Consider the following 25,050-nt stretch of genomic DNA (forward strand, 5'->3'; position numbering starts at 1 on the left):
GGAGATCCACCATGCGCATTGAAAAGCGTCTATCGAACACGTTCAAGGCATTCGCAGCATCCGGCAAGGCGGGCGGCACGGTCCTGATCCTGTGCACCATCCTGTCGCTGATGGTCGCCAATTCCCCGTGGGGTGCGCCGTACCTGGCGTTCTGGCAAATCAATCTGGCTGGCCTGAGCGTCGAGCTGTGGATCAACGATGCGCTGATGGCCATCTTCTTCCTGTTGATCGGCCTGGAACTGCAGCGCGAACTGAATAACGGCGAGCTGTCCGACCTGCGCAACGCGCTGTTGCCGATCATTGCCGCAGCCGGCGGTGTGGCGGTGCCGGCGCTGATCCACTTCACGCTCAATGGCGGCACCCACGCCCAGCCGGGCATGGGCATTCCAATGGCCACCGACATCGCGTTCGCGCTGGGCGTGCTGGCCCTGCTGGGCAGCAGGGTGCCGGCGTCACTCAAGATTTTCCTGACCGCGCTGGCCGTCATGGACGACCTGGCCGCCATCATCGTCATCGCCGTGTTCTATACGGCCGAGCTCAAGGTCGGCTATCTGGTCGGCGCGCTGGGCATGTTCGTCGCCTTGTTCCTGATGAACCGTCGCCTGCGGGTGCTGGCGCTGTGGCCCTACTTGCTGGGCGGCGCGGTGATGTGGTTCCTGATGCTGATGTCGGGCGTGCACGCGACGATTGCCGGCGTGCTGCTGGCCTTCACGATCCCGTATTCGCACACGCAGGACGATCCCGCGTCGCCCGCACACCGCATGGAGCACGTGCTGCACACGCCGGTGGCTTTCCTGATCCTGCCGATCTTCGCGCTGGCCAATACCGGCATCGTGATCGGCGCCGGCTGGGCCGGCGAACTGATGTCGTCGAACAGCCTGGGCATTATTGCCGGCCTGGTTGCCGGCAAGCCGGTCGGCATCTTCCTGTTCACCTTTGCCGCCGTGACGCTCGGCGTGTGCCGCTTGCCGCTCGACCTGGCATGGCGCCACGTGATCGGCGCGGGCCTCTTGGGCGGGATCGGCTTCACGATGTCGATCTTCATCACCAACCTGGCGTTTGTCGGCGAGGCCGGGATCATCAACGCGTCGAAGATGGCGATTCTGGCAGCGTCGCTGACGGCAGGCATCCTGGGCTTCGTCTGGCTCAAGCTGTTCGGCGCGCCGGCCGAAGGCGATCTTGACCCGGACACCATGGATTTCGACGACGGCGCCACGGACACCGGGCCAGCCCGGGCGGCATGACCACCATCCTGCATCCGGCCAGGGTTGTCGTCCTGCTGTTTGCAGGCGCGATCCTGGCCGGCACGTTGCTGTTGATGCTGCCGCTGGCGAGCGCCAGCGGCCATGGCGCGCCGTTGATGGTGGCGTTCTTTACGGCAGTATCGGCCGTGTGCGTCAGCGGCATGGCCGTGGTCGATACGGGCACCTACTGGTCGGGCTTCGGCCAGGCGTCGATCATGTTGTTGTTCCAGCTGGGCGGCTTCGGCATGATGACGGCTGCCACGCTGCTCGGGCTGATGGTCAACCGCTCGTCGCGCCTGCGCACGCGCCTGATCGCGCAGACCGAGACGCGCTCGCTGGGCATGGGCGACATCGCCAGCGTGGCCCGGGTCGTGCTGACCGTGTCGGTGCTGCTGCAGCTCGTGATCGCCGCCATCCTGTTCGTGCGGCTGCGCGCCGGGCACGATCTGGCGTGGGGCGACGCGGCGTGGAGCGCCCTCTTCCACGCCGTCTCGGCGTTCAACAACGCCGGCTTTTCGCTGCATGCCGACAGCCTCACCCGCTATGCGAGCGACGGGCTGGTGCTGCTGCCGATCATGGTGGCCATCGTGGTCGGCGGCATTGGTTTCCCGGTGCTGCACGACCTGCGCCACCGCTTGCGCGATCCGCGCCACTGGTCGCTGCACACCAAGCTCACCCTCACCGGCACGCTGATGTTGCTCGTGGGCGGCTTCGCCACGGTGCTGCTGTTCGAGTGGAACAATGCCGCCACGCTGGGCGGGCTGTCGACACCCGACAAACTCCTCAACAGCATGTTCATCTCGGTGGCGTCGCGCACGGCGGGCTTCAACACCGTCGACTACAGCGCGCTGACGCCCGAGACCTGGGCGCTGCACTATCTCTTGATGTTCATCGGCGGCGGCAGCGCGGGCACGGCGGGCGGCGTCAAGGTGGCGACCGTCATGATCCTGGTCCTGCTCGTCGTGGCCGAAGCGCGCGGCCAGTCCGATACCGAGGCCTTCGGCCGCCGGGTCGGGATGGCGGCGCAGCGCCAGGCCGTTACCGTGCTGGTGCTGGGCAGCGTGATCGTGGCGCTGGGCACGCTGGCGCTGCTGCGGATCTCGCATTTCCCGACCGATCAGATTATCTTTGAAGTCATCGCGGCCTTTGGCAGCGCGGGCCTGTCCACCGGCATCACGGCCCAGCTGCCGGCCTCGGGCCAGGTGGTGCTGGCCTTACTCATGTTCATCGGCAGGGTCGGCACGATCACCCTCGCGACCTCGCTCGTTCTGGGCAAGCGGCGCATGCCCTATCGTTATCCGGAGGACCATCCAATTGTTGGGTAGAATTTTCACAGAACAGTTCGCCTTTTCGGCGGGCGACAGCGTCGTCGTCATCGGCCTGGGGCGCTTTGGTGGTGCGGTCGCGCAATCGCTGATGCGCCTGGGGCACGACGTCATGGGCATCGACCGCAAGGAAGACCTGGTGCAGCTCTGGAGCGAGCGGCTCACGCACGCCGTGCAGGCCGACTCGACCAACGAGAACGTGATGCTGCAACTGGGTGTGGCCGACTTTTCGCACGCCATCGTCGCCATCGGCTCGGACCTGGCGGCCAGCCTGATGACGCTGATGGTGCTGTCCGAACTGGGCATCAAGGATATCTGGGTCAAGGCGATGACGCCCGAACACGGCCAGATTGCGCAGCGCATCGGCGCCCATCACGTGGTCTACCCCGAAGCGGACATGGGCGCGCGCGTGGCCCACCTGATCACCGGGCGGCTGATGGACTTCATTGAGTTCGAGGACGGGTTTGCGATCGCGAAGATCAATGCGCCGGCCGAGACGCACAACCTCACGCTGGCCGAATCGCACGTGCGCGCGCGCTTTGGCGTGACGGTGGTGGGCGTGAAACGGCTCAACGAAGACTTCCAGCATGCGCTGGGAGAAACCCGGATCCTGCCGGGCGACCTGTTGATCGTGTCGGGCCCGACCAAGAAGATCGAGCTGTTCGCCGGCGGCGAGAAGAAAGGCAAAAGACGCTAGGGCCGTGCCAGGGCCCCGCGTCTGCTCGCCCTGTTACTCGAACACTTCCGCAGTGGCGAACATGGTGCCCTTCTCGTCCTTGGCCGACACCGACGGCGTCGCGCTGATCGGCCAGTTAATGGCCAGGCTCGGATCGTTCCAGACGATGCAGCGTTCGTGCTCGGGCGCGTAGTAGTCGGTCGTCTTGTAGACGAACTCGGCCGTTTCGGACAGCACGACGAAGCCGTGCGCGAAACCTTCGGGCACCCACAGCTGGGCCTTGTTTTCGGCCGACAGGATTTCACCGACCCACTGGCCGAACGTCGGCGACGCACGGCGCAGGTCGACCGCGACGTCGTAGACGCTGCCGGCGACGACGCGCACCAGCTTGCCCTGCGGCTGCTTGATCTGGTAATGCAGGCCGCGCAGCACGTTGCTGGTGGATTTCGAGTGGTTGTCCTGCACGAACGACACCTTGCGGCCGACTGCTTCTTCAAAGCGGGCCTGGTGGAAGCTCTCGTAGAAAAAGCCGCGGTCGTCGCCGAACACGCGTGGTTCGATCTTCAGGACGTCTGGAATTGCCAAGCGAGTAATTTGCATCAGAATACCTTTTCATTCAAAACGCGCACCAGATACTGGCCGTAGCCGTTCTTGCGCAGCGGTGCAGCCAGTTCTTCGAGCTGGGCCGCGTTGATCCAGCCCTTGCGATAGGCGATTTCTTCAGGGCACGCCACTTTAAGCCCCTGGCGCTGTTCGATCGTCGCGATGAACTGGCCGGCGTCGAGCAGCGACTCATGCGTGCCGGTGTCGAGCCAGGCGTAGCCGCGGCCCATGATCTCGACGTTGAGCTTGCCGATGTCCATGTACATCCGGTTCAGGTCGGTGATCTCGAGCTCGCCGCGTGGCGACGGCTTGAGCGTGCGCGCCATCTGCGCGACGTTTTCGTCGTAGAAATACAGGCCCGTCACCGCATAGTTCGAGCGCGGCGTGGCCGGCTTTTCTTCCAGGCTGATGGCCTTGCCGTCGTCGTTGAATTCAACGACGCCATAACGCTCGGGATCCTGCACGTGATAGGCGAAGACGCTGGCGCAGTCGGTGCGGGCATCGGCGCGCTCGAGCAGCTGGTTGAAATCGTGGCCGTAGAACAGGTTATCGCCCAGCACCAATGCCGACGGCGAATTGCCGATGAAGTCTTCACCGATGATGAAGGCTTGCGCCAGGCCGTCCGGCGAGGCTTGCACAGCGTACGACAGGTTCAGGCCCCAGCGCGCGCCGTCACCCAGCAGTTGCTGGAAACGCGGCGTGTCTTGCGGCGTCGAGATGATCAGGATGTCGCGGATGCCGCCGAGCATCAGGGTGCTCAGCGGGTAGTAGATCATCGGCTTGTCGAAGACAGGCAGCAGCTGTTTTGAAATTGCCAGCGTGGCCGGGTGCAGGCGGGTGCCGCTGCCACCGGCGAGGATGATGCCCTTGCGTTGCGTAACGTTGCTCATAGGTTTCCTTGCGCCGACAGTTCGGCGATCAATCGGTTGACGTGGTGGCGCCAGTCGGGCAGGCGCACGCCGAAATTGGCGCTGAACTTGCTGCAGTCGAGCTGCGAATTGGCAGGCCGCGCGGCCGGCGTCGGGAACGCGCTGGCCGCGATCGGCTGCACGGCATCCGGCCCGGCCTTGAGCACGGCGCCATGGCTTTGCGCCTGCGCCAGCACGTGCTGAGCGTAGGCATGCCAGGTGGTGGCGCCGGCGGCGGCCAGGTGGTACACGCCCGACAACCCCTGCACATCCGTGCCCGGCGCGGCGATGCGGTGCAGCGCCAGCGCGGTGACGTCGGCCAGCAGTTCGGCGCCGGTTGGCGCGCCATGCTGGTCGGCGACCACGTTGAGCGACTCGCGCTCTTTGGCCAGGCGCAGCATCGTCTTGGCGAAGTTGCCGCCGCGCGGTGCGAACACCCAGCTGGTACGCAGGATCAGGTGCCGCGCGCCGCTGGCGGCAATGCGCTGCTCGCCGTCGTACTTGGTGCGGCCATACACCGACAGCGGATTGACGGCGTCGGTTTCGATCCAGGCGCCCTCTTTCGTGCCGTCAAAGACGTAGTCGGTCGAGTAGTGCACGAGCCAGGCGTTGCCGGCGGCGGCTTCCTCGGCCAGCACGCCCGGCGAGACCGCATTGACGTTGTGCGCCGTGGCGGCGTCGGCTTCGGCCTTGTCGACCGCCGTGTAGGCAGCGGCATTGACGATGACGTCGGGCGCAAACCCGCGCACGACGGCGCGCAGCGATTCGGGATCGGTGAAATCGGCTTCGCTGCGACCCAGCGCGCGCAGCTCGCCCAGCGGCGCCAGCGCACGTTGCAGTTCCCAGCCGACCTGGCCGTCCTTACCCAGTAGCAGGATCTTCATGCGGCGCCGTTTTCTGGCGTGTACTGGCGGTCGACCCATTCCATGTACGCGCCGCTGGTGACGTTCTCGACCCAGGCGCCGTTGGCCAGGTACCACTCGACGGTCTTGCGGATGCCCGTGTCGAAGGTTTCAGCCGGGCGCCAGCCCAGTTCGCGCTCGAGTTTGCCGGCGTCGATCGCGTAGCGGCGGTCGTGCCCCGGACGGTCTTTCACGAACGTCATCTGCGTTGCGTACGACGCGCCATCGGCGCGCGGCTGCAGTTCGTCGAGGATCGCGCACAGCGTGCGCACGACGTCGATATTGGCTTTCTCGTTCCAGCCGCCGACGTTGTACGTTTCGGCCAGGCGGCCGTCTTCGAGCACGCGGCGAATCGCGCTGCAATGGTCGGTGACATAGAGCCAGTCGCGGATCTGCTGGCCATCACCGTAGATCGGCAACGGTTTGCCGGCCAGCGCGTTGTGGATCACGAGCGGGATCAGCTTTTCCGGGAAGTGATACGGGCCGTAGTTGTTCGAGCAGTTGGTCGTCAGGACCGGCAGGCCGTAGGTGTGGTGGTAGGCGCGCACCAGGTGGTCGGACGCTGCCTTGGTGGCCGAGTACGGGCTGTTCGGTTCGTAGCGGTGCTGCTCGGTGAAGGCCGGCGCATCGCTGCCCAGCGTGCCATACACTTCATCGGTCGACACATGCAGGAAGCGGAACCCGGCTTTGGCTTGCTCGTCCAGGCCGTTCCAGTAGGCACGCACGGCTTCGAGCAGGTTGAAGGTACCGACGATATTGGTCTGGATGAACGCGCCCGGGCCTTCGATCGAACGGTCGACATGGCTTTCGGCCGCGAAGTTCAGCACGGCCCGCACCTTGTGCTCGGCCAGCAGACGTGCCACCAGGGCGCCGTCGCCGATGTCGCCGCGCACGAAGTGGTGGCGGCTGTCGCCTTCCAGGCTCGTCAGGTTTTGAAGATTGCCGGCGTACGTCAGCTTGTCGAGGTTGACGACGGGTTCGTCATTGTGAGCGAGCCAGTCGATGACGAAGTTCGAGCCAATAAAGCCCGCTCCGCCAGTCACGAGGATAGTCATGCCTGCAGTTCCTGAAAAAGGTATCGGTGGCTGCGCGGCGCTCTGGGCACTGCGCGAACCTGAGAATGGTTGTGGACAAACGGCGTGGGCCATTCATGCACTATTGCTACTATTTTATGATGACTAGATAGCAAAAACGTGACATATTGGCACATTTTCCCGGCACTGTAGGTATTTTGTCAATGCCGGATAGCCTTGTACATTTCGTTGAGGTAATAGTAACATTTGGCTGGAAAGTGTGCCGCGCGAATGACCGACGGACGAGGTACAGGCAGCTACATCCCGTTATCGTGTCTGGTCTTGCACAGATTGTGGGAACAACAGGGTGAAGCGATTGCCCGTGTCGTCGCTTTCAACCCGGGCTTCACCACCGTGCAGATGCATGATCGAGGCGACAATGGCCAGTCCCAGACCGCCCGAATCACCGCCCTGGCTGCGTGCCGGGTCACAACGATAAAATCGTTCGAACACGTGCGGAAGATGGACGGCCGGGATGGGCATGCCAGTATTGTGCACGGTGATGCTGACCGTCTCGTCATCGGCGCCGGTGTGGATCGTTACCGTACCTGCGGCAGCGCCGTAGCGCAGCGCGTTGGCCAGCAAGTTAGCCAGGGCACGCCGCACCAGCGCACGGTCAGCAACCAGTTCGCCGGCCGCGCGCACCACCATGCTGATCCCGCGTTCTTCGGCCACGCCTTCGAAATAGTCCACCAGCTGGGTGCACAACTCTGCCAGATCAATCGTCTCAAGCGTGACGCCGCTGGCCGGCTGCTCCGAACGCGCAAGAAACAGCATGCTGTCGATCATGCGCGCCAGGCGCTCATATTCTTCCAGATTTGATGCCAGTAGCTGTTCATAGTCGTCGGCACTGCGGCGCTTGCGCAGCGCGTGTTCCGTATGGCCCATCAGGTTATGCAACGGCGTACGCATCTCATGGGCCAGGTCTTCGGAAAAGCGCGACAGCTGGACGAAACCGTCGGCCAGGCGCGTCAGCATCTGGTCGAGCGCTGCCCCCAGTTGCTGCAGTTCCTGCGTTTCTTCCAGCGGCACCGGTGTCAGCTTCACCGCCACGTTCTGCTGCAGGCGCCGCAGGTCGACGGCTGCGGCCTGCTGCGCCATCAGCCGCACAGGCCGCAGCGCGCGCTGGCTGATCAGCCAGCCCAGTACAAACGACAGCAGCGCCCCGCCGGCCAGCGCCACCCCCAAGGTCATGCGGTAGCTGGCCAGCATGCGCTCGCGCTCGGCCAGCATCTTGGCTGCGACCACGGTAAAACGGCGGTTGCCCTGCCAGACATCGACCCAGGCCAGTCGCGCCGCCTGGCCGGTTGCGACATCGGTGAGGCGGATCGATGGCGCGTGCGGCAGCGACGGCAGTGCCAGGCCGCCCGGATTGACAGCGATCAGCAGCTGGCCCGTGGCGTCGAGCATCCACAAGGCGTTGTCGCGGTTGCCCAGCATGTTGGCGTACAGCTGCGGGCGCCGGCGCAACGCCTCGATACTGTCGCTGTCGGCAACCAGCGCGCGCATGCGATCGATCCGGCCTGCCAGCGCGATGTCGTCGCGCCACGCCAGCTCGCTTGCCAGGGACCGGTACAGGAACACGCCGATGGCGCCCAGCAGCAGCGCGCTTGCCAGGGCAAACCACAGCGCCAGGCGCATGCTCAGCGAACGAGGCATTAACGCAAGCCTCATGGCGTCTCGCCCAGCATGTAACCCATGCCACGGACTGTATGAATCAGTTTCAGTGGATAGGGATCGTCGATTTTCACGCGCAGGCGGCGGATGGCCACATCGACGACATTGGTGTCGCTGTCGAAATTCATCTGCCACACGTGCGAGGCGATGACCGCACGCGAGAGCACCTCGTCGACCCGGCTGACCAGCAGATGCAGCAGCGCGAATTCCTTGCCCGTCAGGGTAATCCGGTCGCCCTGACGCGTGACCCGGCGGCGCAGCACATCGACCTGCAGGTCGGCGACGCGAAATTCCTGCATGTCGCGCGGCGGGCCGCGCCGCAGCAGCGTGCGCACGCGCGCCAGCAGTTCGGCAAACGAAAATGGCTTGACCAGATAATCATCGGCGCCCAGTTCGAGCCCGCGCACGCGGTCTTCGATGGCGTCGCGTGCCGTCAGGAACATCACCGGCGTGGCCGACTTGGCGCGCACCAGTTGCAGCAGCGCCCAGCCGTCAAGGCCCGGCAGCATCACGTCGAGGATCACCAGATCGAAGTCGAACTCTTCGATCATGTAACGGCCGTCAAAGCCATTGCTGGCCACTTCGACGATGTAGCCGGACTCGCGCAAGCTCTTTTGCAGGTAGTCGGCCGCCTTGCGTTCATCTTCCACGATCAGTATGCGCATTGCCTGGCTCCTTGTGCCGCAATCTTACTGCCCGCCGCGCTCAAGATGACAAAACTGTCATCTGGCCGTCATCTGGTTGTCGCCGGGCGCTGCGTACCATGCGGCCATTCGAACACCACCGGGATGATTCCATGTACCACCAACTGCCTGCAGGTTTGCTGATCGTGTTGTCGCTGGCCTGCGCCCAGGCCAGCGCCGCCGCCCCGCTGACCGTACCCCACCGCACTATCTCACTCGATGGCGCCAGTCGCCTGCTCGACGCGGCGATGACCGCCTGCCATGCTGACGGCAAAATGCTGGCTGCCGCCGTGGTCGACCGCGGCGGCAACCTGGTCGCCCTGCGCCGTGACGATGGCGTCGGACCGCACAACACCGTCGCTGCCCAGCGCAAGGCCTACACGGCGCTGTCAACGAGAACGGCGACCCGCCTGCTCGCCGCCAATGCCCGCGCCAGCGTCGAAGCCGCCAACCTGAACACCGTCGACACGCTGCTGCTGCTCGGTGGCGGCGTGCCACTGATGGCTGACGGCGAGCTCATTGGCGCCATCGGCATTGCCGGCGCTGGCGGACCGGCCGCAGACGAAGCCTGCGCACTGGCCGCAATCGACAACGTGTTGCGCAAGACGCCCTGATCGCTGGCGACATTGACGTTCCGCTTATTTCTACACTTACCCCTACGGAGAACGCATGAAATTCCTTCAGACCCTGCTCGTTGTGACCCTCGGCGCTGCTGCGCACTGCGCCAGTGCCGCGGCCGCACCCACCGTCGCACCTGCCACTGCGATCAACCCGCTCAGCGTCCATGTCCTCAACCTGCAGGACGGTTTGCCATCGGCCGATGTGGCTGTGACTCTTGAGCAGCGCGTGGGCGACGGGTGGACGATGCTCGGCGAAGGCGTCACCAACGCCCAGGGCCGCATCCCGGCGCTGTTCCCCGCCGGCGTGGCCATGGTACGCGGCACTTACCGGGTCACATTCAAGACCGGCAAGTGGTTTGCCGAGCACAAGAGCCCGACGTTCTTCCCCGAGATCCCTGTCATCTTTACAGCCGATGGCAGTGTGCCGCATTACCACGTGCCGCTGCTGCTGAGCCCTTACGGCTATTCGACGTACCGCGGCAATTGAATCCGTACAGCGGGAAAGACTGTCGGCGGCGCGCCGGCACAGAGCATCAAGCACCTGACGTCAACTCCCGCACCAAGTCGGTCAATACGTCGACCAGTGCTTTGCTTGCTGCCGTGCGATACGCCCCTTTGCGCCAGGCATAGACGACATGGCGCGACGGCATCGCCGGTAGCAATGCAACCGCGTGCAGATCGGTATAGGCGGCAGAAATCGGGTTGGGTAGAACTGTTCCCAGCGTTCCCTGACGGACGATCTCGACCAACGCGCCGATGGCATTGACTTCGACGGCGACCTTTGCCGCGATACCGTGGGACGCGCAGTACGCATCGATTTGCTGGCGGGTAGCGAATGACTTGTTGAGCAACACCAGCGGTTCGGCAGAGAACGCCGCCAGCGGCAACGCCGCAGACCGGGCGGCGAGTCGATGACTGGCGGCGGTCACGAAGCTGAGTTCTTCTTCGTACACCGGTGTGTAATCGAGTTCACCCGGCTGCAGCGGACTGAAGGCGATGCCGATGTCGAGTTCGTCGTTGATCAGCATCGCTTCAATGTCTTCCTGCGCGATTTCCAGAAAACTGACTGTGACCCCTGGATGCAGTGCATGGAATCGGGCGATCAGCGGACCGATCAGATACAGCGATAACGTCGGCGGCGCAGCGCAACGCAGCACGCCACGGTGTGCGGTGCCGACATCCTGGATCGCGCGGGCGCCGGCGTGAAGATGCTGCATGCCGAGTTTGGCGTAGCCCATCCATGCCTCGCCGGCATCGGTCAGGCGCACGCTTTTTCCGCTTCGGTCAAACAGCTGGACGCCCAGCAATGCTTCGAGCTGCTTGATCTGCTGTGATAGCGCCGGTTGCGACACATGCAGCGCGGCGGCAGCACGGGTGAAGTTGCGATGCTCTGCAACGGCAAGAAAATAGCGAATATGGCGCAGCAGCATGGACGTTCCGATGATTCGTTTTACTTATCGACATCATCGCATATCGGTCTTGGACCATATGGTTGTGGGTTGTTATATTTGCAGCCCTCCCACTCAGTTTTTTAGAAAGATGTGATCTTGTCGTCCTTTCAGCAATGGTGTCGTGACTTCCTTCCCGCCCCGATTCAAATAGCGTCTCGTGAACAGTTACGCAGCAGCCTGGGCGCGCTGATCGGGATATTCTTTACGGGCGTGATTGCCTGGTTTTTCGGCGGGCCAGTCGACAATCTGCCATTGCTGGCAGCGCCCCTGGGCGCGTCTGCCGTGCTGTTGTTCGGCGTACCGGCAAGCCCTCTGGCTCAGCCATGGGCGATCATCGGTGGAAATCTGATCGGCGCAGTAACAGGCGTCAGCTGCGCTTACTTGATCCCGATGCCGCTCCTGGCGGCCGCAGTTGCCGTGGCAGTCACGGTCATGCTGATGTTTTCGTTTCGCTGCGTGCATCCACCGTCCGGTGCGGTGGCAATTACAGCGGTGCTGGGAGGCAGCAAGATTCATGCACTCGGCTACGCATTCGTGCTGTTCCCGATCGGTCTCAATTCTGTTGCCCTGCTTGCCGGCGCCCTGGTTTATCACAGGCTCACCGGGCATTGCTATCCTCACCGCTCGGTTCACAAGACGCCTGCGGCCAACCATGACGCGACGGAGATGTTCACACGTGCGGATCTTGACGCGGTATTACGCAGGCGCACCGAAATACTGGATGTCGATGTCGATGACCTGGAATCGGTGCTGGAAGAAGTGGCGCAGGAAAGCCAGCGACGTCGTGTGAGCATGTCGACTTCGTCCTGAAACGGGAGATGGTTGACCAGTGTGCATCGCGGCGGAAAGTGCGATGGCATTTCCGCCCTCGGGCCGCTACTCATCGACAGCAGCCAGCAGCACCGCGTTCAGGGCTTGCGAAACACGATCGCATGCTGGATCGGCAGCGACTTGATGCTGCGTTCCCATGTCAGGCCATGCGCCGTGGCTTCACGCCGTATCTGCGTCTCGCTCATCTTGTGCAGCGGCTTGATCGCGACTGCCGGATCCTCGGCGCGGTATTCGACGAAGACAACGCGCCCGCCCGGCTTGAGGGCGCCGACGATGCTGTCGAGGACTTCTGCGGGATAAGCGAGCTCGTGATAGACATCCACCATGATTGCCAGGTCAACGCTGGCCGCTGGCAGTTTGACGGCGGTTTCGCTGCCCAGCACCGAGACCACGTTGCGCACGCCGCGCTTTGTCATCTGGCTGTCGAGCATGGCGATCATTTGTGGCTGCACGTCGACGGCATACACACGGCCGCCGGGCCCGACTTTTTTCGCCAGCTGCCAGGTGTAGTAGCCGGTGCCGGCGCCGATGTCGGCCACCGTCATGCCGGGCGCCAGCGCCAGTTCCTGCAGCAGCAATGCCGGCCGCTCCTCGTGCGCGCGGCTTTCGCGCTCGAGCCATTGCGCGCCCTCCCATCCCATCACACCGGAGATCTCGCGGCCCATGTAGCGCTTGCCGATGCCATCCGGGCTGGGTGCAACACGTTCATAGCGCGTGTCGACGGTGGTTGTCTGTGCCATGGCGTCGATGCTGGCCGATGACAGCAGCGTCAGCGCCGACAGGCAGGCCAGCAGGACAGGGAGTGTACGGTGGGTGTGGCTGGTGCGCGAGCGGGTGCGGTGCATGATCGGTTTCCATAAGAAGTCGCCGCCTGCAATCGCGTGGGCAGGCTTGCCGTGAATGGGAACGATCAGTGTAGCTGCGTCGGCGGCCCGATGTACTTTCGCGTGGCGACTGGCGTACCTGCCGCACTTGCGCTGGTACCTTTCAGCGGGAATGCTGGCAAGGCGCATGACGGGAAATCGGCCAGCCTTGGCAAGGCCGGCCTCGTTGGGGCTCTACAATCAGCCCGGAAAACGACTAGTCCTGGAAGTAGAATTGCTGGCTCGACGCTGCGCTATACGGCCAGGCGCTTGCCCACGAACCTGCAGTATTGGTGTCCATGGTGAGGGCGTTCCCCGTCGTCCTGGCAGTGAAGTACACCAGTCCGCCAGCCTCTCTCATGGCAAACAACTGACGATCTCCCAGCGTGCAGCTTTCCCACGTCACCGCGTTCGCGTTGCTCGACCCGGCTGTCAGACAGAGACCGCCATACGTCAGCTTGTAGAAATTCTGGCCCGAGACGTTTTGGTAGACCAGATTCCAGCTGGCAGCGGATGGACAAACCTGCTGCTCCGCGTGACCACTCGTGGCCGACAGGCAGAGATAGCTGGCTTTGTTAACGATCTTGTGGCTCAGGTTCCCCCAATTGACGCTTGACGCTGCCGTACTGATGCCATTCAGGAGCTCGGTTTCTCGCGTCCAGTATGGCGGCAAGCTTCCCCAGGTGTTTTCGCCAGCCTGCCAGTTGCCGCCGATGTTGGTGACATAGCCATAATCCGCACCACGGTTCTTGATCTCCTGAACCACACGCTCCATATCCGCCTGTGCAGGTACGGAGTGTACGAGATGCCATGTCAACACGCCTTTGGCGCGTGCTGCCGCCGTTGCGTTGGTGATCGTTTGGACCTGGCTGGTGTACGAAGACGTATCGCTCTCGAACAGCACGGCTATTTCGCCTGCCTGTGTTGCACTGACCACGCAGTTGTCAGGCACGCCCGCATTGAACGCAATCGTTGCATCCGCACGGTACTTCTTCACGATGGTCCGCAGCTGCTGGTATTCGTTCACGAACGCGGCACAGTTCCAGTTCGACGGGGCTGCTTCGTCGAAAAAGATGCCTTTGAGGTTGGGCATCTGCTGGAAATAGTTGCGGACCTGGGCTTCGATCCTGTCCCAGGTTTGGCAGACTCCCATTTGATTGCAGGAATGGTTGAAGTAACCTGTCGGGACATACCCGATCAGCCGTACGTTGCGGCTCGTCTGTTGATCGACGATGCTTTTATAGTTGGCAAGATCCGGGACCAACGTCGTTGTCTGGCCCTGAAAGATGCCACTGTCAGGGTTGATCAAGGCCAGCGATCCGGCAGGTAGCTGGTTGTACAGGCTTGCATTCGTGCCCCAGTAGCTGATGACGCCGATCTTGGTCGCGACTGCCTGCGCCTGAACCGGGGTCGACATGCCGCTTGCAACGCAAGCCAACATGGCGCTCAAAAGTGCATATTTTTTCATACTGTCTCCTTGGTATGATTCGCTGAACATCGATGGATGAGCGCCGGTTGACGAGCGGGCGCTGACTGGCGGCAGGCACATTGTTGGCCAACAGGCCTGTTTGACACAGGTTGCGATTGACTTTCGTTTCATACCGGCCGCACCGGGCCAGGACCTTACGTCAGCAACGGTCGAAGAAGCAAAATCCACGTCAAAACGACGTTTCATCGCGTGTTGAAGCTTATAACGTTGCTGCGGGGCGCACAACGACTTACGAAATACTTTTATATCTCGTTGTTTTTTTGCTTTTTGGTTATCTTTGACTTTCGAGCTCTTTCTATAAGCGCTTTCCAGCTTGCGCAATGACCTTCTATTGGCGCGAACCAGCAGGCGCCGCGCGCAGCAGCGCTTCGATGGCGTCCGGCGCCACCGGCCGGCTGTAGCAGAAGCCCTGCATCTGGTCGCACCCGTGGGCGAGCAAAAAGGCGAGCTGGTCGGCCGTTTCGACGCCTTCGGCAATCACGTTGAGCTTCATCGAATGGGCCAGGCCGATGACGGCATCGACAATGGCGGCGTCGTCGGCATCGTCGGTCAGGTCGCTGACGAACGAGCGGTCGATCTTGAGGCTGTGGATCGGGAAGCGCTTCAGGCTGGCCAGGCTGGAGTAGCCGGTACCGAAGTCGTCGATCGCCAGTTGCACGCCCATTGCGGTCAGGCGCGCCATCGTTTCCGTGGCCGCCACCGGATTCTGCATCAGCACGCTCTCGGTGATTTCCAGCGTCAGCGCGCGCGGGTCGCAGCCGGTTTTTTCGAGCAGCACCGCGACGCGCTGGGCCACGTCCTGGCCCAGGAACTGGCGCGCCGACAGGTTCACGCTGACGCGCACCGGCGGCAGGCCGCCCTGCTGCCAGGCCACTTGCTGCGCCATTGCGGTTTCCAGCACCCATTCGCCGATCGGCACGATCAGGCCGGTTTCTTCGGCCAGCGGAATGAAATCGGCCGGCGACACCATCGGCTTGCCCTGCGGCTGCCAGCGCAGCAGCGCTTCGACGCCGCCCAGGTGGCCGGTGGCGATATCGACCACGGGCTGGTAGTGCAGCACGAATTCGCGGCGCTGCAGCGCGCGTTGCAGTTCGCTTTCCATGCGCAGGTGCAGCGCGGTCTGCGCGCCCATGTCGGCCATGTAGAAGCTGAAGCCATTGCCGCCGCCGCCCTTGGAGCCGTACATCGCGCTGTCGGCGCACTTGAGCAGCGTGGCGCTGTCGGTGCCGTCGCGCGGGAACATGGCGATGCCGATCGAGCCGGTCGGGAACACTTCCTGTCCGCACAGCAGCAGCGGCTGGAACAGATTGTCGAGCAGCTTGCGGGCCACACGGGCGGCATCGTTCTCCCCGTTCATCTCGGGCAGCACGACAACGAATTCATCACCGCCCTGGCGCGCCACGGTGTCGCTCTCGCGCAGCGTGCCGGCCAGGCGGCGCGCGATCTCCACGATCAGCTGGTCGCCGGCATCGTGACCGAGCGTGTCGTTGACGTGCTTGAACCGGTCGAGGTCGATAAACATGACGGCCACCTGTGTGCCGGCGCGGTGCGCATGGGCGATGGCGCGCTCGAGCCGGTCTTGCAGCAGCACGCGGTTCGGCAGGCCGGTCAGGGCGTCATGGTTGATCACGCGCAGCAGCGCTTCTTCGGCGCCCTTGCGGCGCGAGATGTCTTCGACGACCGCGATGAAACGCTGGTTGCCGTAGGCATCGCGCATCGTCGAGACGCTGACATTGACCCAGATCGGCGTGCCGTCGCGCCGCAGCAGGCGCCGTTCGCGCTGGTAGTCGCTGATCTCGCCATCGCGCAGGCGTTTCACCAGTGTCAGTTCGTCGGGCAGATCGTCGACGTGGGTCAGTTGCTGGAAGAAGCGCTGCAGCAGTTCGATTTCGCTGTAGCCCAGGATCTGCGCCATCTTGCCGTTCACGCGCAACAGGCGTCCGTCCGGGCCCAGCAGCACGATGCCCACCGCCGCCTGGCTGAAGGTCAGGCGGAAGAATTCTTCGCTCTCCTGCAGGCGCAGGCGCGCCTTGCGGCGGAAGGTGATGTCCTGACCGATCAGCAGCAGCATGTAGCCACCGGCCTGCTCGGTGCGGCGGATATTGAATTCGAGATGGCGCACGCCGTCCGGGCGGCCGTCGAGCGAGACGAGGATGTGGTCCTGCGGCATGCCGGTCACCAGTGCATCGCTGACCCGCGCGGCCAGGCCGGCGTCGGGCAGCCAGCGCGCCAATGGATGGCCGGCGCTGGCCGCTTCTTCGGGCGCGTCGATCAGCTCGGCCATCATGCGGTTCATCGAGCGCACGCAGCGCTCGGCGTCGATGACCAGCAAGCCTGCCGGCATGCCGTCGATCACTTGCTCGAGGTAGTTGCGGTTCTGGCCGAGCAACGCTTGGGCATCACGCAGCGCGTGCGCTTCGCTGGTGTGCCGGGCAAGTTCGGCAGCGGTGGCGTGCAAATCGGTCACCGCAACAAGGGGCGGCGCGGCAGTCTCGGTTGTCTGGATCATCATGGGAAGCACCTGTGCTATCCAACGTGATCGAATGTTATTTTTTTGTTGGATACGATTGTTGCATGATAGCAAACCGATGCCATACAGGCGACCGTTGTCGGTCCCCTGTTGTTATTTTGTGTGAGAGTTCTGCCCAGCAGCTGACCTGAAGCAAGCTGGCCAACAGCTGCCGCTGCAACAGCGCAATGTGGGCAGAGAAAATAAGGTGAGAGTCATCCGGTCGAACCCAACCGGAGTCCACCATGCATTCAGGTTCTTTGCTGTCGCGCGCCGTGGGCGCCCTCGCTGTGTTGAGCAGTGCCGGCACGGCGCATGCGCAGATCAACGTCACCCTGAACCCGGCGCAGCCGGCGGCTGGTCGCAGCAACAACGTCCTGATGACCGTTACGCTGACCAATACCTCGGACACGGTCCAGCATCTGCTGCGCTGGCGCACACTGCAACACGACCTCGAGGCGCCGCTGTTCGAGGTACAGCGCGACGGCCAGCCCGTACGCTACCTGGGCCGCCGCATCAAGCGCGCCGCGCCCGGGCCAGCCGATTACTTGCACCTGGCCCCGGGTGCGGCGCTCACGCAGACGGTCGAGCTGTCGCGTTTCTACGAGATGCACGTTGCCGGCAACTACACGATCCGCTATCGCAGTCCCGCCCTGCCGGCGCCGGGCATCACCGCCGGCGCAGTCGTGGGCCAACTTGCCTCCAACCCTGTCACGATCCGGGTCGACGGCAGCAGCACGCCGATCCCGTATGACGCCGCCTCTGGACCGGGCTTTGCCAATTGCACCGGGGCGCAGCAGATGCAGCTGGTGACCGCGATGGTGGCCGGACGCGCGATGGCGGCCGACAGCCAGGCCTACCTGACTTCGGGCACGCCATACGGCGCGCGCTACGCGCTGTGGTTCGGGGCGCAGGACGCCGCGCGCGGCGCCAGGGTCACGGCCAATGTCACGGCGATCAGGGACGCGTTCGACAACAAGCCGGTCAGGATCGACTGCGATTGCGATGCGCCGTATTTTGCCTACGTGTATCCGGCGCGGCCCTACACGGTCTGGGTCTGCAAGGCGTTCTGGGCCGCAGCAGCGACCGGCACCGATTCGCGCGGCGGCACGCTGTTGCACGAGCTGAGCCACTTCGATGTGGTGGCGGGCACCGACGACCATGTGTACGGCCAGACCGGCGCAGCAGAACTGGCGCGCAGCGCGCCGCAGCGGGCGATCGACAACGCCGACTCGCATGAGTATTTTGGCGAGAACACGCCGGCGCAGGCGAGCCTGTCGCAGGCTGCGCGGGAGTGATCGACCATGACACTGCCTCTCACCACGCTTGCCGCCGCCCTGGCCAGCTACCGGCTCGACACCCATAACCGGCCATTGCGCATGGTACTGGGCCAGCCCGGCGCGACCGATGTGAATGCGCTGCTGCCGCACTACGCCAGCGCCAGCGAATCCGTGTGCGGCGGCCTCGAGCTGCAGATTCTGTGCCTGTCCGAAAGCGCGACGCTCGAACTCAAGCGTTTCATCGGCCTGCCCTGCGAGCTGCAGATCGTGACCGACCGCGGCCACCTGCGCAGGCTGTGCGGGATCGTCACGGCGGCTGCATCGGGCCACAGCGACGGCGGCATCGCGAGCTACAAGCTGACCGTGCGCGACGCGCTGTCGGTATTGGACGCGGCGCGCACGACGCGCGTTTTCCGCGACAAGAATGAGCTCGAGATCATCGAACTGGTCCTCAAGGAATGGCAGAGAAACAATCCCGTGATCGCATCGACCTTCGACTTCGAGATTGCCAGCGGTCTGCTCAACCGCAAGCTCCCGAAGCGCGCGCTCACGATGCAGTTGAATGAGTCAGATGCCGGTTTCGTGCGCCGCCTGATGCAACGCCGCGGCATCGCCTGGTTTGTTCGCCCGGGCAGAATCGACCGGCAGAATCAGGCCGGCGGCGATGCCGCGGGCGTGGGCCACACGCTGGTGCTGTTCGATGATGACCAGGCGCTGGCGTGCAATGCGGCCGGCACCATCCGCTTTCACCGCGACGGCGCGACCGAGGAGCGCGACGCGATCACGCTCTGGAGCGCCGAGCGCACGCTGGTGCCCGGCCATACCTCGCTGCACAGCTGGGATTACCTGAACCCTGCCAATGGGGGCGCCACGACCAGTTCGCCGCTACGCGTCAACCAGGGCAAGACGGGGAACGCACTGGCTGCAAGCCTGGAACATTATCAGGTGACGGCGCCCCATCTTGGCGACAACCGGCCCGACCTGCTGGCCATCAGCGATGCACTGGTGGCCCACCAAGAATTTCTCTCCAAATGCTTCCACGGCGAAGGCGCAGTGCGCGACCTGGCCGTTGGCGAGTGGTTCGGTTTGACGGGCCATCCCGAGATCGACAAGCACCAGCCCGAACAGCGCGAATTCGTCGTGACCGCGCAGCGCATCGATGCCACCAACAACCTGCCGGCGGACATCAACGCCCAGGTTGAACGGCTGTTTGCGCGCAGCGGCTGGGACACCGTCCGGCTCGGCGACACCGATCAACCGCTGCGCTACCGGTCTCGCTTTACCTGCGTACGGCGCGGCGTGCGGATCGTGCCGCCACCGCCGGTGATTCCGCAGCCGCAGTTGCAAAGCGCGATCGTCGTCGGGCCAAAAGACGAGGCCGTGTGGTGCGATCACCTGGGGCGCGTCAGGATCCGTTTCCCGGCAACCCGCGCGCAGGATCACGCACATGCCGATGGCGCCGGCGCGTCGGGTTCGGATCGCGACTCGGCCTGGGTGCGCGTCTCATCCGGATGGGCGGGCAACGGCGCCGGTAACCAGTGTGGCGCACGCCTGTTGCCACCCGTGGGCGCAGAGGTGCTGGTGGCGTTCGCCGCTGGTGATCCCGACAAGCCGGTCATCATCGCCCAGGTCTATAACGGCGCCGCCCCGCCGCCCAGCTTCCGGCGCGAAGACGGCCTGCCCGCCAACCGCCATCAGTCAGGCCTGCGCAGCCGTGAAATCCGTGGCCAGCGCGGCAACCAGCTGCGGCTCGACGATACGGCCGGACAGATCAGCGCGCAGCTGGCGAGCGACCATGCAGCCAGCGAACTCAATCTGGGCTACCTGACCGAACCGCGCCAGGAAGGCAGCGCCAGGCCGCGCGGCGAAGGGGCCGAACTACGCACCGAAGACGCCATTGCACTGCACGCAGCGCGCGGCATCCTGCTCAGCGCCTGGAAGCTGCTGGGCGGTGCCGGCAACAAGGGTGCGCAGCTGGCCCGCGACGATTATCTTGGCCTGCTGCGCGACTGCGGCGACCTGTGCGCGTCGCTGGGCAACTACGCTGCAGAGCATAACGGACTGGCCATCGACACGGCCGAGCAGGAGGCGCTGCTGGCGCGCTTCACGACGTGGGAAGACGGCAGCAATACCCGGCCGGAGGCGGCGCAGCCAGGCGAGCCGGTGATCGCCGTGACGTCCCCGGCGGGGATCGGCTTTGCCAGCTCGAAAGCCGTGGTCAGCTACGCCGGCACCAACGTCGACACGGCCGCGCAGCAGCACATGCAACTGACTGCGGGCCAGCGGTTCTCGGTCAATGCCGGCAAAGGGTTGTCGCTGTTCGCGCATCACGGCGGGCTGCATGCGATCGCCCACAACGGCAAGCTCCTGATGCAAAGCCAGCACGACGACACGACCATCGAATCGGCGCAGAACATGCAGCTCACAGCGTCGGAAGGCACGGTGACGGTCACGGGCAAGGTCATCCTGCTGGTGGCAGCGGACGGCTCGTTCCTCAAACTGGGCGACGGCCCGCCCGTGCTGGGCAGCAAGGCGCCTTTGCGGTTTCATGCACCGGATTACACGTTTGACGGACCTGAATCGATGGCGGCGCAGTTCCCGACGTTTGGCGCCGGCGGTGCGGATCAGAAACTGGAGCTGCGCTATCCGCGGGGCGTGGCCGATGACGACGGCGCCGAACCGCTGGGCGCCTTGGTGAAGGACATGAAGATGCACGTGGCGCTCAGCGATGGCACGAGCCTGGAGAGTGTCAGCGATGCGCAGGGCAAATCGGAATTGCTGGCGCGTGATGCGATGCACATGGCTGAGATCGTGCTGTCGCGCGGTGGCAAAGACCAATAGGAGAGCGAGATGGCCGGCAAATATCCGAAAAGTGAATACGTCATTAAACGCGATAACGCGCTGCTGCAACCCTGTCGCATCAGCGACAAGGTTGTCGACGTACCGCGCGAGCAACCCTGCAACATCATCGTGGTACATGGCGTAAATGATGTTGGCACCAGCTATGGCGCAGTCGAGGAAGGGCTGTGCGCGGGACTGCAGGATCGCCTGCTGCGCAAGTTCAAGCCCGGGACGTACCGGATGCCTGGCGCGAAGGATAAGGCGACGCTGCTGGATGATCCTGATGCGGTGTTTTTCAAACGCGACACGGCGCCCGATACGGATAGTCCGGTGATCCCGTTTTATTGGGGTTTTCGTGAAGTGGGCAATCTGACGAAGACTGTGAATGGCCAGAAGACGGATCGCAACGGCAATCGCCTCGACAAGGACCTGTCCAAGGGCGGCGGCCCGTTCGGCAATGCCACCAGTACCCTGCCCGACATGTGGAACAAGGGCATATATGCGCCAATCGATCCGGCCGGTGACCCGCTCCGACCTGTCAAGAACGGACCGGGCCGAATGTACATGGTGCTTGCTGCACGACGCCTGGCGGCGCTGGTAGCAATGATTCGCCAGTATGAGCCGAATGACACTGTCAACATCGTCGCGCACAGCCAGGGGTGTTTGATCAGCTTGCTGGCACAGGCTTTTCTGATGGAGATGGGTGAGCGTACGGCGGATACGCTGATTCTGACGCATCCCCCGTATAGCCTGGATGAAAAGATGGGCATGGCGATGCGGACCGCTACCTTCATCCAGGGCGACAAGGACGTAGCGATGGAAAGATTCTATGGTCTGATCGATACCAGACAAAGCGTCCAGGCGCGCTTGCAAACGCTGGTGAATATCGTTGCAGGCGTCGCAAAGTCCAAGGCAACCTCGCCAGTATTCGCCCGCATCAGCGAAGCAGCCTCCGACGGCATGGTGCATGGACGCTGGACGCCAGATGCAGACCGCGACAACCGGGGCAAGGTCTACCTTTATTTCAGCCCGGAGGACATGACAGTTGCACTCGACAATATGCGCGGCATTGGCTGGCAAGGTGTACCCGATAGTATTGACGATACGCGCACCGCAGTCGACACGGGGATAAACTCCATTGCCAACGAAACGAGCTTCGAGGCAACGCGCGCATTCATGCCAGTGCAGCGCAAAGCGCTCAGTGAGCTGGGACTTGCGTTCCGCCAGCGGGTGTTCACGGCTAAACTGCGCCCCGCTCCGGGATCAGGGAAGGCCGCGGCAGTTCTGGTGGGCCAGAGACCACATGATTTCGTGTTGCGGTTGCCCGGAGAAGACGATCGTGCGCACGTAGCTGCCACCGGCCGTACGCTGCGCGGATCGTTGCCAGCGATTCCGCATCCGGACACACAGCGCCGTGGCGTCAGGACGATTAATGGCGAGGCGCTCAAAATCCCATGCCAAGCCGACATTCAGGGTAATCAGATTGATGCCGACAAGATTCCAGCGGATTCGATGCTCTCCCAGGTCGAACTCAAGTATCGAGGGCCTTGCGAGGAAGTCGATGCCATTGATGCCGCCACTGCCGTCACAAGCAATAAAGGTCTTCACATCAGGAGCGAAGGCCTGAAGCCTGCAGTCATTGCGTCATTGCGGTCATGGAGGACCGGCGATGTCGTGGAGTCTGATCTGAAACGGCTGGAAACCGCGTACAACCAGGTCAAGCGTCCCGGCAATACCAACCCTGAGGATAGGGAACGCATAGTGTCGGGCGAACGTTTCGCCAATGGTGCGATCAAGGCGCAGATAGAAGAAAGCCCTAATGCGGCAAGGCTGCGCTGGCAGAAAGAATTGAGTCCGAAATCGTTTCATAGCGTGATTTTTGCAAGTAGCAAGAATCATCGGCAGGTCACTGCATACGATATATCGATTGGGAGCGGCAAGGCGGTGAGTGATCCGACGTTTCGCGCATATCTGTGCGCGGTGGCGGATTGGCGGCTCAAGATTATGGACAACGATGGGCAGCCGCGAGACGGGATACTCATTTGGGACAAATTCCTGACCCTGTTTCATACCTACCTTGCGGGTGAACCCGATTGGCGTAAGCAGACGATCGAAGGCAATGCGAAATATTACTCACGTGGTGCTCTTCCAGAAGGATTACCACTATTGACAGGGAAATTATGGGAGATCGTTATTTCCGAGACGATATCAGGGGCGCGCGTAATGGCATCCCAATCGAAAGGAAAGTCATGAACAGCACATCAACAAACAGCATCACCTACAAGCGCCATGCGACATGGAAGTGCGTGCTGGGAGCGCTAATTGCGTATCCAGTTCTATCCTTACTTTGGATGCTTTTTGATATTTGGGTCTTGCGCCCTGACCTTCTCAATATCGACATGGGGACGACAATGAATAAAGTTAGATGGCTCGGCATTCCTCTATTGTTGGTGACCACGCTTTTTGGTGGCAAGTGGCTGGTCGACGCACATGCAGCCGACAGCCGCGCACGTGAATGGCAGCTGAAAACGCAACAGCTGGAGAAACTGAACTCCGCTGCGACATCGGAACAGGTGAGACGCGAATACGTGCTCGAAGTGCTGGGACTAGGCATCACGCTCGAACAGTACCGCCAGGGCAAACTATGGAATATGCTGCAACAAGGGGGCCCCTATACGAGCGTTCGCGAGCCTGATCCCAACAAGTATCCATGGTCCGGAACGGCCAAGAGCGGCCAGACTGGCAATCGCACTAATGATGCTTTGGAAAATGGCGCAGATGCGTCACCGATGTTTTGGGGCGTGCCATCGATGTATGCACGTGGCCCCATGGACGACCCTGAGAAGCAGCCTAGTGAAACCTGGCCAATGGCTGGATTGGCGGGTAACGCAGAAGGCACCGGCATGGCATGGCATCTGTTTGCGATCGGTCCTTGGCGACTCGGCGAGCGCCCGGACCAACTACTGGAGCAAGCATTCACATTTTTCGATGCAAACCCTGACCTTCCGTATCTGGTTTTGCTTAGTACGGACAGCGATTCAAGCCGTGACTACGGGAAAGCGGCCGGCAAAGAATTTCGTGTTCAGGATGGTTATTACATCCCAGAATATACCGACGCCAGTGCAGTCTTCATACTGGCTCGACGTGAACGGGTTGAGCCATTGCGACCCTATGCGTGGGACGATCCGGACAACGACTATCTGCAAGAGACCCTGCGCCAGATGTACTACCAGCTTCAAGACAATGTGCCAATACCTGCCAGAGTAGCGGAGAGATTCCCGGGCATCACCAGACAACCCACCGTCGCCGAATGGCTCCCCGCCGCCGCCAGATTCGCCAAACACCCCGTCTTCGACCGCCCTGAAAGCACGCTGCTCGACGACTACAAGCGCTGGGCCAATCCGCCCCCGAAAGACTGGAAGCCCACCCCCTGGTTCCCGGTCCCTTGGAACCGCAACCAGCTTGCCGCCTTCGACGCCCTGCCCTCGATGGGCTTCATCCACCGCCCCGTGTTCGTCAAGTTCGAGGATGACCAGGGCAAGCCGGTCAAGCGCCGCGACGCGCGTCAACAGCTGCTGGAAGCCGGCTGGCAGCAGGCGCTGCAGACGCTGCCTGAAGCGCAGCGCACTGCAGGCCCGGCGCGCATCATCGCCGCGTTCAACCATGACACCGAGCAGAAGATCGCGCTGGCAGGCACGCTGCACGCATATGCCGCGCAAGGTGGCCCCGACATCGACACCGGCAAAACGTCGCAGTTCATCGATACCGACCAGCGCATGGGCAATACCGGCGCAGCGACCTTCTTCGTCCAGATGGCTGTGGGCGTGATGGGCAGCTATATCGAGGGCGGCGCCTCAGCAGCGATCAATCTGCGCGATCCGGCCGGCGCCAGCATTGTGTTCATCAGCCCGCCGAGCAAGGAACGGCGCAAGGCGCAAGGTGCAAGGTGCAAACATCTTCAAGCACATTGTCCAGCCGTCGATCGACCCGGACAACTATAAGCCACCGACAGTGGCCTCGGTGCTGGGCGAGAAGGCAGACGCCATCCCCGAACACGACAGTGCAGGCGACTGAT

General features: G+C 63.0%; 20 protein-coding genes. 10 read left to right on the forward strand and 10 right to left on the reverse strand.

Annotated features, from left to right (window positions below):
- Positions 1-11 precede the first annotated feature (11 nt).
- Genes nhaA through AC56LH_RS14350 form a run of 3 tightly spaced genes read left to right on the forward strand, consistent with a single transcriptional unit; the run spans position 12 to position 3,266 of the window.
- Entirely contained in the window at positions 12-1,244 is a 1,233-nt protein-coding gene (nhaA, locus tag AC56LH_RS14340; protein ID WP_499647073.1) for a Na+/H+ antiporter NhaA, read from the forward strand.
- Entirely contained in the window at positions 1,241-2,569 is a 1,329-nt protein-coding gene (locus AC56LH_RS14345; RefSeq protein ID WP_499647075.1) for a TrkH family potassium uptake protein, read from the forward strand. The genes nhaA and AC56LH_RS14345 overlap by 4 nt, the downstream gene beginning before the upstream one ends.
- Complete coding sequence (locus AC56LH_RS14350; protein ID WP_499647076.1) at positions 2,562-3,266, forward strand: potassium channel family protein; 705 nt, start codon at positions 2,562-2,564, stop codon at positions 3,264-3,266. Before AC56LH_RS14345 ends, AC56LH_RS14350 begins: the two co-directional genes overlap by 8 nt.
- Before the next feature lie 33 nt (positions 3,267-3,299).
- Here the strand turns inward: AC56LH_RS14350 and rfbC are convergent, their stop codons facing one another.
- The 6 genes from rfbC to AC56LH_RS14380 all read right to left on the reverse strand — a co-directional run bounded on the left by rfbC (position 3,300) and on the right by AC56LH_RS14380 (position 9,073).
- Positions 3,300-3,845 carry a dTDP-4-dehydrorhamnose 3,5-epimerase gene (rfbC, locus tag AC56LH_RS14355; protein ID WP_499647078.1) on the reverse strand — a complete coding sequence of 182 codons (546 nt, stop codon included), beginning with the start codon at positions 3,843-3,845 and terminating at the stop codon, positions 3,300-3,302.
- Positions 3,845-4,738 carry a glucose-1-phosphate thymidylyltransferase RfbA gene (gene rfbA, locus AC56LH_RS14360; RefSeq protein ID WP_499647080.1) on the reverse strand — a complete coding sequence of 298 codons (894 nt, stop codon included), beginning with the start codon at positions 4,736-4,738 and terminating at the stop codon, positions 3,845-3,847. The genes rfbC and rfbA overlap by 1 nt, the downstream gene beginning before the upstream one ends.
- Positions 4,735-5,640 carry a dTDP-4-dehydrorhamnose reductase gene (rfbD, locus tag AC56LH_RS14365; protein ID WP_499647082.1) on the reverse strand — a complete coding sequence of 302 codons (906 nt, stop codon included), beginning with the start codon at positions 5,638-5,640 and terminating at the stop codon, positions 4,735-4,737. The genes rfbA and rfbD overlap by 4 nt, the downstream gene beginning before the upstream one ends.
- Complete coding sequence (gene rfbB, locus AC56LH_RS14370; protein ID WP_499647084.1) at positions 5,637-6,713, reverse strand: dTDP-glucose 4,6-dehydratase; 1,077 nt, start codon at positions 6,711-6,713, stop codon at positions 5,637-5,639. The genes rfbD and rfbB overlap by 4 nt, the downstream gene beginning before the upstream one ends.
- Positions 6,714-6,998: 285 nt before the next feature.
- Positions 6,999-8,390 (reverse strand): heavy metal sensor histidine kinase, encoded by a 1,392-nt coding sequence (locus AC56LH_RS14375; protein ID WP_499647086.1) that lies wholly within the window; start codon positions 8,388-8,390, stop codon positions 6,999-7,001.
- 11 nt (positions 8,391-8,401) lie between these two features.
- Complete coding sequence (locus AC56LH_RS14380) at positions 8,402-9,073, reverse strand: heavy metal response regulator transcription factor (RefSeq protein ID WP_499647088.1); 672 nt, start codon at positions 9,071-9,073, stop codon at positions 8,402-8,404.
- A 131-nt stretch (positions 9,074-9,204) separates the two neighbouring features.
- Here AC56LH_RS14380 and AC56LH_RS14385 point away from each other — a divergent pair, with 131 nt between their 5' ends.
- Positions 9,205-9,705 (forward strand): GlcG/HbpS family heme-binding protein, encoded by a 501-nt coding sequence (locus AC56LH_RS14385; protein ID WP_499647090.1) that lies wholly within the window; start codon positions 9,205-9,207, stop codon positions 9,703-9,705.
- A gap of 55 nt (positions 9,706-9,760) precedes the next feature.
- Positions 9,761-10,198, forward strand: a complete 438-nt coding sequence (gene uraH, locus AC56LH_RS14390) for a hydroxyisourate hydrolase (protein ID WP_499503462.1) — start codon at positions 9,761-9,763, stop codon at positions 10,196-10,198.
- 46 nt (positions 10,199-10,244) lie between these two features.
- On the opposite strand, the gene cynR is transcribed toward uraH, so the two are convergent.
- Positions 10,245-11,141, reverse strand: coding sequence for a transcriptional regulator CynR (gene cynR, locus AC56LH_RS14395; protein WP_499647093.1), 897 nt, complete (start codon positions 11,139-11,141; stop codon positions 10,245-10,247).
- A 117-nt stretch (positions 11,142-11,258) separates the two neighbouring features.
- Between cynR and AC56LH_RS14400 the strand changes: the two genes are divergently transcribed.
- The gene (locus tag AC56LH_RS14400; RefSeq protein WP_499647095.1) at positions 11,259-11,972 is read left to right on the forward strand and encodes an HPP family protein; all 714 of its coding nucleotides are present in this window, start codon (positions 11,259-11,261) and stop codon (positions 11,970-11,972) included.
- A 98-nt stretch (positions 11,973-12,070) separates the two neighbouring features.
- On the opposite strand, the gene AC56LH_RS14405 is transcribed toward AC56LH_RS14400, so the two are convergent.
- From AC56LH_RS14405 to AC56LH_RS14415, 3 genes are all read right to left on the reverse strand, one after another.
- The gene (locus tag AC56LH_RS14405; RefSeq protein ID WP_499647096.1) at positions 12,071-12,838 is read right to left on the reverse strand and encodes a class I SAM-dependent methyltransferase; all 768 of its coding nucleotides are present in this window, start codon (positions 12,836-12,838) and stop codon (positions 12,071-12,073) included.
- 235 nt (positions 12,839-13,073) lie between these two features.
- Positions 13,074-14,666, reverse strand: coding sequence for a spherulation-specific family 4 protein (locus AC56LH_RS14410; RefSeq protein ID WP_499647098.1), 1,593 nt, complete (start codon positions 14,664-14,666; stop codon positions 13,074-13,076).
- Positions 14,667-14,673: 7 nt separating this feature from the next.
- Positions 14,674-16,857 carry a putative bifunctional diguanylate cyclase/phosphodiesterase gene (locus AC56LH_RS14415; RefSeq protein ID WP_499647100.1) on the reverse strand — a complete coding sequence of 728 codons (2,184 nt, stop codon included), beginning with the start codon at positions 16,855-16,857 and terminating at the stop codon, positions 14,674-14,676.
- A 242-nt stretch (positions 16,858-17,099) separates the two neighbouring features.
- On the opposite strand from AC56LH_RS14415, the gene AC56LH_RS14420 reads away from it, so the two are divergent.
- Genes AC56LH_RS14420 through AC56LH_RS14435 form a run of 4 tightly spaced genes read left to right on the forward strand, consistent with a single transcriptional unit; the run spans position 17,100 to position 24,976 of the window.
- Positions 17,100-18,152 (forward strand): M35 family metallo-endopeptidase, encoded by a 1,053-nt coding sequence (locus AC56LH_RS14420; protein ID WP_499647102.1) that lies wholly within the window; start codon positions 17,100-17,102, stop codon positions 18,150-18,152.
- 6 nt (positions 18,153-18,158) lie between these two features.
- Complete coding sequence (locus tag AC56LH_RS14425; RefSeq protein ID WP_499647104.1) at positions 18,159-20,975, forward strand: type VI secretion system Vgr family protein; 2,817 nt, start codon at positions 18,159-18,161, stop codon at positions 20,973-20,975.
- Between the two features lie 9 nt (positions 20,976-20,984).
- The gene (locus tag AC56LH_RS14430) at positions 20,985-23,228 is read left to right on the forward strand and encodes a T6SS effector phospholipase Tle3 domain-containing protein (protein ID WP_499647106.1); all 2,244 of its coding nucleotides are present in this window, start codon (positions 20,985-20,987) and stop codon (positions 23,226-23,228) included.
- On the forward strand, positions 23,225-24,976 hold the full coding sequence (locus AC56LH_RS14435) for a type VI lipase adapter Tla3 domain-containing protein (RefSeq protein ID WP_499647108.1): 1,752 nt from the start codon (positions 23,225-23,227) through the stop codon (positions 24,974-24,976). The genes AC56LH_RS14430 and AC56LH_RS14435 overlap by 4 nt, the downstream gene beginning before the upstream one ends.
- Positions 24,977-25,050 lie beyond the last annotated feature (74 nt).

Source organism: Telluria sp. LT1R51-2, from assembly GCF_059685775.1.